The 6,668-nt window shown below is 66.0% G+C and carries 5 protein-coding genes; 2 read left to right on the top strand and 3 right to left on the bottom strand.

The annotated features are described in order from the left end of the window. Together Q1V43_RS10190 and Q1V43_RS10185 are read right to left on the bottom strand one after the other, a co-directional pair. Positions 1-888 (bottom strand): ammonium transporter (locus tag Q1V43_RS10190; RefSeq protein ID WP_300517326.1); only part of this gene is annotated, 888 nt, incomplete at its 3' end. A gap of 26 nt (positions 889-914) precedes the next feature. Further along, on the bottom strand, positions 915-1,253 hold the full coding sequence (locus Q1V43_RS10185) for a P-II family nitrogen regulator (RefSeq protein WP_300517323.1): 339 nt from the start codon (positions 1,251-1,253) through the stop codon (positions 915-917). A 264-nt stretch (positions 1,254-1,517) separates the two neighbouring features. On the opposite strand from Q1V43_RS10185, the gene Q1V43_RS10180 reads away from it, so the two are divergent. Continuing rightward, positions 1,518-3,734, top strand: a complete 2,217-nt coding sequence (locus tag Q1V43_RS10180; protein WP_300517321.1) for a transglycosylase domain-containing protein — start codon at positions 1,518-1,520, stop codon at positions 3,732-3,734. A gap of 101 nt (positions 3,735-3,835) precedes the next feature. Next, positions 3,836-4,291: a universal stress protein gene (locus Q1V43_RS10175; RefSeq protein ID WP_300517318.1), complete on the top strand. Its 456-nt coding sequence runs from the start codon at positions 3,836-3,838 to the stop codon at positions 4,289-4,291. A gap of 181 nt (positions 4,292-4,472) precedes the next feature. On the opposite strand, the gene Q1V43_RS10170 is transcribed toward Q1V43_RS10175, so the two are convergent. Then, entirely contained in the window at positions 4,473-6,530 is a 2,058-nt protein-coding gene (locus Q1V43_RS10170; RefSeq protein WP_300517315.1) for a DEAD/DEAH box helicase, read from the bottom strand. Positions 6,531-6,668: the final 138 nt, after the last annotated feature.

Here is a 6,668-nt window from a genome sequence, read left to right as displayed (position 1 = left end):
CAGAAGCTGGGTCAGGATCATCGCAACAAGGGCACCCGAGGCCGCGGCCATGTTGGTGTTCGAGAAGATCCGTGCAACGTCCGACACATCCGAGATCGTGCCCATGGCCAGCTGCGAGCCGCCATTGAAGCCGAACCAGCCCAGCCAAAGGATGAAGGTGCCCAGCGTGGCCAGCGGCAGGTTGGAGCCCGGCATCGGCACGGTGCGACCGTCCTTGTACTTGCCGATCCGCGGCCCAAGGATGAGCACACCGGCAAGGGCGGCAAACCCACCGGTGGCATGCACCAGGGTCGAACCCGCAAAGTCGGAGAATCCGATTTCAGACAGCCAGCCGCCGCCCCACTGCCAGGAGGCTTCGATCGGGTAGATGAAACCGGTCAGCACGACAACAAAGGCCAGGAAGGGCCACAGCTTGACGCGCTCGGCCATGGTGCCCGACACGATCGAAGCGGTGGTGGCGCAGAACATCAGCTGGAAGAAGAAGTCCGACGCGCCCGAGGCATAGCCAACGTCAACCGCATCCGCGCCGACGCCCACCGGGTCAAGCGAGGTCACGGCAAAGAACGGACCCAGCCAGCCTTCGATCAGCCAGTCGGCCGGATACATGATGCCGTAGCCAACCAGCCAGTACATGATCGCGGCGATGGAAAACAACGCGACGTTCTTCGTGAGCTGCATGGTCACGTTCTTCGACCGCACCAGGCCCGCTTCGAGCATGGAGAACCCGGCCGCCATCCAGAACACCAGGATCCCTCCCAGGAGGAACAGGACCGAGGTCAGGATGAATTGCGTGTGCGGCGCGGTTTCGCCGCCCGCGTCCTGGGCGAAAGCCAGCACCGGCAGGGCGGTGGCGGCGGAGGCCAGGGGGAGAAGTTTCTTCAGTTGCATGTCATATCCTCTCTGTCCGGGCGCGCTCAGAGCGCGTCGCCGTCGGTTTCGCCGGTGCGCACGCGAAGGGCGCCTTCGACGTCGAGTTTGAAGATCTTGCCGTCACCGATCTTGCCGGTGCCGGCCGTGGTGCGGATGGTCTCGATCACCTGGTCGGCCATGGCTTCCGCCACGACGATCTCAAGCTTGACCTTCGGCACGAAGTTCACGGCATATTCGGCGCCGCGATAGATTTCGGTATGGCCCGACTGCGAGCCGAACCCCTTGATTTCCGTTACCATCATGCCGCGCACGCCGATGGAGGTCAGGGCTTCGCGGACCTCCTCGAGCTTGAACGGTTTGATCGCTGCAATGATCAGTTTCACGTGTTTCCCCTTTCGGTTCCCGGCGGGGCGAGCCCGCGTCTTGATGGGAACAGCAGTGCGGATGCCGCAGCGCAGAACAAGCAAATCAGGGGGGCAGGGCGCCCGGAAAACAGGCAAAATGGCACAATTTTTGCACTTCCGGTGGCTGCCGCCCAATTTTTGTGCGCTCGTTTTATGGGCAGGCTTCACGTTTCCCGGTCTCGTCTTTCCTGCCGCGACTCGTTAGATTGCGCTGAAAACAGAGCAGCTCGGTAAGCGATTCACATGGCCGGATCAGGCAGAAAAAGACCGCCACTTGTGGCCGACAAGCGCTATGGCGCGGGAAAGCCCGGGGCGAAGAAACCCATGCGCAAGCCCCCCGCCAAAGGGCCCGCGAAACCGTCGCGCAAAACGGCCCGCAAACCCGCCCGGCGGAAATCCGCGCGCAAATTGCCGTTTTTCCTGGCCTGGCCGCTGACGCTTGTCCGCTGGCTGCTGGGCCTGATCTGGAAACTGTTCTGGCGCGGCGGCATGGTGGTGGCGCTACTGATCGCCGTCGGCGTTTTCTATTTCTATTCCACCCTGCCCCCGGTGAGTGACCTTCTGGACGGGCGGGCGCGCGGATCGGTGACGATGCTCGACCGGAACGGCCAGGTCTTTGCCTGGCGCGGCGATCAGTATGGCGGGATCATCACGACGGACACGGTGGCCCCGGCGGTAAAGAACGCTGTGATAGCGACCGAGGACAAGCGCTTTTATCGCCACTTCGGCCTTTCCCCGCGTGGCATCGCCTCGGCCATCCGCATCAACCTGAGCGAAGGGCGCGGGCCGCTGGCGGGCCATGGCGGCTCGACGCTCACGCAGCAGGTCGCGAAACTTCTGTGCCTGGGGGTGCCCTTCGATCCCACCAGATGGGAAAGCGAAGCGGCCTATGAGCAGGACTGCCGCCAGGGCTCGCTGTGGCGCAAGATCAAGGAGGCGGTCTATGCGATGGCGCTGGAGGCGCGCTATTCCAAGGATGAGATCCTGACCATCTACCTGAACCGCGCCTTCCTGGGCTCGGGCAGTTTCGGCTTCGAGGCCGCCAGCCAGCGCTACTTCGGCCGGTCGGCGGCCGAGGCCACGGTCCCCGAGGCCGCGATGATGGCCGGAATGCTCACCGCGCCGACGCGCTATGCCCCAACCAATGACCTGAAACTCAGCCAGGACCGCGCCGCGACCGTGCTGAAACTGATGCAGGAGCAGGGCTATATCACCATGGCCGAGCGCGAGGCCGCCCTGGCCAACCCCGCCACCCTGTCACAGGCGGCGCAGGCGCGGGCGGGTGGCTATTTCGCCGATTGGGTCATGTCCACCGGCCCCGACTTCCTGACCCGCGACACCACCGAGGACGTGGTCATTCGCACCACGCTGGACCAGGACATCCAGAAGGCCGCCGAAGAGGCGCTGGCCTGGGTGTTCGAGGATCGGGTGCGCGAAGGATCTACGGCGCAGGCCGCCGTGGTCGTCATGTCCGCCGATGGCGCGGTGCGCGCCATGGTCGGCGGGCGCAAGACGCAGGTGTCGGGGGCGTTCAACCGCGCCACCCAGGCGAAACGGCAGACCGGGTCGGCCTTCAAGCCCTTCGTCTATGCCGCCGCGCTGGACCTGGGCTACAGCTGGAACAGCCTGGTCGAGGACAGCCCGCTGACCATCGAAATTCCCGGCTCCGGCCCCTGGAGCCCGAGGAACTACACCAAGGAATATTACGGCATGGTCACTCTGGCCCGCGCCCTGCGCGACAGTCTGAACATCCCCGCCGTGCGCCTGTCCGAAGCCGTGGGGCGCGATATCGTGCGCCGGGTGGCGTCGGAATTCGGGATCGAAAGCGATCTGGCCGCGGGGCCCGCCCTGGCGCTGGGCGCGTCGGAAAGCAGCCTGCTGGAAATGACCGGCGCCTACGCGGGCATTCTGAACGGCGGATCGTCGGTGACACCCTACGGGTTGGTCGAGCTGAAGCTGATGGGCGACGAGGCGCCGCTGATGACCCAGTCGGGCGGCATGGGCGAGCGGGTGATCCTGCCCGACTCGGCGCGTCAGCTCACCTACATGATGTCGCGCGTGATCGAGGAAGGCACCGGTCGGCGCGCCCGGCTGGAGGGGCGCGAAGCGGCGGGCAAGACCGGCACCACCCAGGCCGCGCGCGACGCCTGGTTCCTGGGCTTTACCGCCGATTACGTGGCCGGGGTCTGGATGGGCTATGACGACAATACCCCGCTGAGCGGCGTGACCGGCGGTGGCCTGCCCGCCGCGGTCTGGCGCGAGACCATGACCCGTGTGCACGAGGGTCTGCCCGCACGTCCCCTGCCGATGATCCGCCCGGACCCGGATGCCGTGGCCGACCCGGTGGCCGATCCCGGCGGGCTGGGCGGCGGCACCCGCGACCGGACACGCCCGCGTGGCGGAAACGACGTGGGCGAGGTCATCGAGGACATCCTGCGCTCCCTTCTGGGGGGGCGTTGAGCCCGGTCAGAAGGTCGCGGACGCTCCATCACCAGACGTGATTTCGATTGCGCCGCAGCGTCCCTTTGGTCCATCATCCACTGGCAAAAGGGAGGCCGACCATGCGCAAATTCCTCGTGGTGCTGGATGACAGCCGCGAATGTCTGAACGCCATGCGCTTTGCCGCGATGCGCGCATCCAAAACCGGCGGCGGGGTCACTGTTCTGTCGATCATCCCGCCGGACGAGTTCAACCACTGGATCGGTGTCGGCAACATCATGCGCGAAGAGGCCCGCGAGGCGATCGTCGCCCATTACGAGGTCTTCGCAAAATGGATGCGCGACCGCCAGGGGATTGAACCCGAGCTGGTGATCCGCGAAGGCGAACCGGTGCCCGAGATCCTGGCCCATGTGCGTGAAGACCCGGAAATCGGTGTGTTGGTGCTGGGCGCGGGCGAGGGCAAGAAAGGCCCCGGCCCGCTGGTCACGCACCTGACCCGTGCCAGCGCCGACCTGCCAATGCCGGTGACGATCGTGCCCGGCGGCATGTCCAAGGAACGGCTGGAAGCGATTACCTAAAGCGTTTCGACTAATCGTTGAGAGGCAACAAGGGGGGGCGGAACGCTCGGAGCCTCTCGCTGTTGTGGGCGTTTCGAGATCACGTCTTGCGCCAAATTAATCTCGAAACGCTTTGATCGCGCCTGCCCTGCCCCAACGCGTGCGGGCCTCGCAGGGTGCCGCGCCGGGGCGGGCTCAGCCCCTACCCTTTGGTGCGGCGGGGCACGGCGTTGCCGCCCTTGCCGGATTTCTCGGCTTTCGCGGCAGCCGCCCGGGCCTTGTTCTTCTTCGAGTTCGGCTTGCCCTTGGGCGGCGGCGGGCCTTTCGGCTTTTCCGTTGCCTTCTGGCCCGGCTTACCCTCCGGCTTGTGACGCGGCTTGCGTTCGCTCACCGCGCCCTCGTGACGGTCCTCACGCGGGCCGCGATGCTTGGGCGCACCACCTTTCGGCTGGCCCTTGGGCTTTTTCTTGCGCGGCGCGGCCTCGTCATCCCAATTGGTCGGAGACGACTTGGGTTTGGAGGGCTTTTCGAACCGGGACTTTTCGTCACGCGCTTTGCCGCCCCACTTGGGCTTGTCGCCGCGCGGCTTGTCCCACTTCGGCTTGCCGTCACGCGGCCCGCCCTGCCCGCGATGGGGTTTCTTTTCGTGCCTGGGCTTGCCCTTGAAGCCGGGTTTGCCGCCCTGCAGAACCGGTGGCTTGTCGAGCCGGGTCAGCTCGGATCCGGTTTCGATTTCCATGCGCCCGTCGAGCGCCTTGATGAAGCCCTCCAGGGCGCGTTCGGCGATTTCGACGAAGGTTTCCGTGTCCTGAATGCGGATCGCGCCGATTTCGTCCTTGGTGATATTGCCCGCCTTGCAGAGCATCGGCATGATGCGGCGCACCTCGGCCCCGGCCTCGCGCCCGCCAGAAATGGAGAACCAGACGGAGGGGCCGAAATCGCGGGTCGGGCGCGGGCCGCTTTGCGTGACCTCGCCCAGTTCCTCAGGCGCGGAATGCTGGCCCCGGTAGAGGCGCAGATAGGCTGCCGCCAGTTGTTCGGCGCCAAACCGGTCCACCAGTTCGGCGACCGGCCCGGCCTCGCCCTCGCTGACCGGCTCGGACCAGGCCGGATCGGCCATCATGCGTTCGCTGTCACGCGCCAGTACGGCCTCGGCAGAGGGGGCCGGGCCCCAGTCGGCCTGGACCTTGGCCCAACTCAGCAGGCGTTGTGCCTTCTTGTAGGCCGAGGGCGGCACGATCAGCGCGCTCACGCCCTTGCGCCCGGCACGGCCCGTCCGGCCGGAGCGGTGCAGCAGGGTCTCGTGGTTCGAGGGCAGTTCGGCATGCACGACCAGATCAAGCTTGGGCAGGTCGATACCGCGCGCGGCCACGTCGGTGGCAACACAGATCTGCGCGCGCCCGTCGCGCATAGCCTGCAGCGCGTTGGTGCGTTCGCTTTGGCTCAGTTCACCGGACAGGGAGACCACGTTCAGCCCCCGGTTCGACAGGCGCGCGGTCAGGCGGGCGACCATGGCGCGGGTGTTGGCAAAGACGATGGCGTTGGGCGCCTCGTGGTAGCGCAGCACGTTGATGATCGCCTTCTCGGCGTCGCGCGGCATGACGCTCAGCGCATGGTAGTCGATATCGGCGTGCTGGGTTGCCTCGGCCACGGTTTTGATGCGCACGCTGTCGCGCTGGAAGTTCTTCGCCATCTTGGCGATCGCCGGCGGCACGGTGGCGGAAAACAGCAGCGTGCGGCGATCCTCGGGCACGGAAGAGAGGATGAACTCAAGATCCTCACGAAAGCCCATGTCCAGCATTTCGTCCGCCTCGTCCAGCACCACGGCGCGGATCGCCGACAGGTCGATGGCGCCGCGTTCGATGTGGTCACGCAACCGGCCCGGAGTTGCAACCACGATATGGGTGCCGCGCTCCAGCGCCCGGCGTTCGTCGCGCTGGTCCATGCCGCCCACGCAGGAGGCCAGATAGGCCCCGGCCTCGCGATAGAGCCAGGTCAGCTCGCGGCGCACCTGCATGGCAAGCTCGCGGGTGGGGGCAATCACAAGGCCCAGCGGCGCACCTGACCGGCCGAAGGCTTCGTCGTCTCCCAGCAGGGTCGGTGCGATGGCCAGGCCGAAACCGACGGTCTTGCCCGATCCGGTCTGAGCGGAAACCAGCAGGTCCGCCTCGGCCAGTTCCGGCGCGGTCACTGCCTCCTGCACCTGTGTCAAAGTGTCATAGCCTTGGGCCGCAAGCGCGGCGGAGAGGGCGGTTTTCATGGTCGGGCTTTCCGGAAATGGGGCAATCGGGCGGGCCTACAGGGTTTCAGACCCCTTGTATAGAGGGTTTTCGGGCAAATGCCTCTGCGACGCATTCGCAAGATTTAGAATGGTTCCAATCTTGACAGCGGCCGGGAG

The sequence above is a fragment of the Aliiroseovarius sp. genome (assembly GCF_030148435.1).
Taxonomy (GTDB): Bacteria; Pseudomonadota; Alphaproteobacteria; order Rhodobacterales; family Rhodobacteraceae; genus JASBTN01.
Note: the sequence above shows the minus strand (reverse complement) of the source record. Positions and strands in the feature narration are given on the sequence as shown.

What these genes read in the sequence shown, in the direction of transcription:
- Q1V43_RS10175 (WP_300517318.1), top strand. Translation starts at nt 3,836, where the DNA reads ATGCGCAAATTCCTCGTGGTGCTGGATGACAGCCGCGAATGTCTGAAC.
- Q1V43_RS10180 (WP_300517321.1), top strand. Translation starts at nt 1,518, where the DNA reads ATGGCCGGATCAGGCAGAAAAAGACCGCCACTTGTGGCCGACAAGCGC.
- Q1V43_RS10170 (WP_300517315.1), bottom strand. Translation starts at nt 6,530, where the DNA reads ATGAAAACCGCCCTCTCCGCCGCGCTTGCGGCCCAAGGCTATGACACT.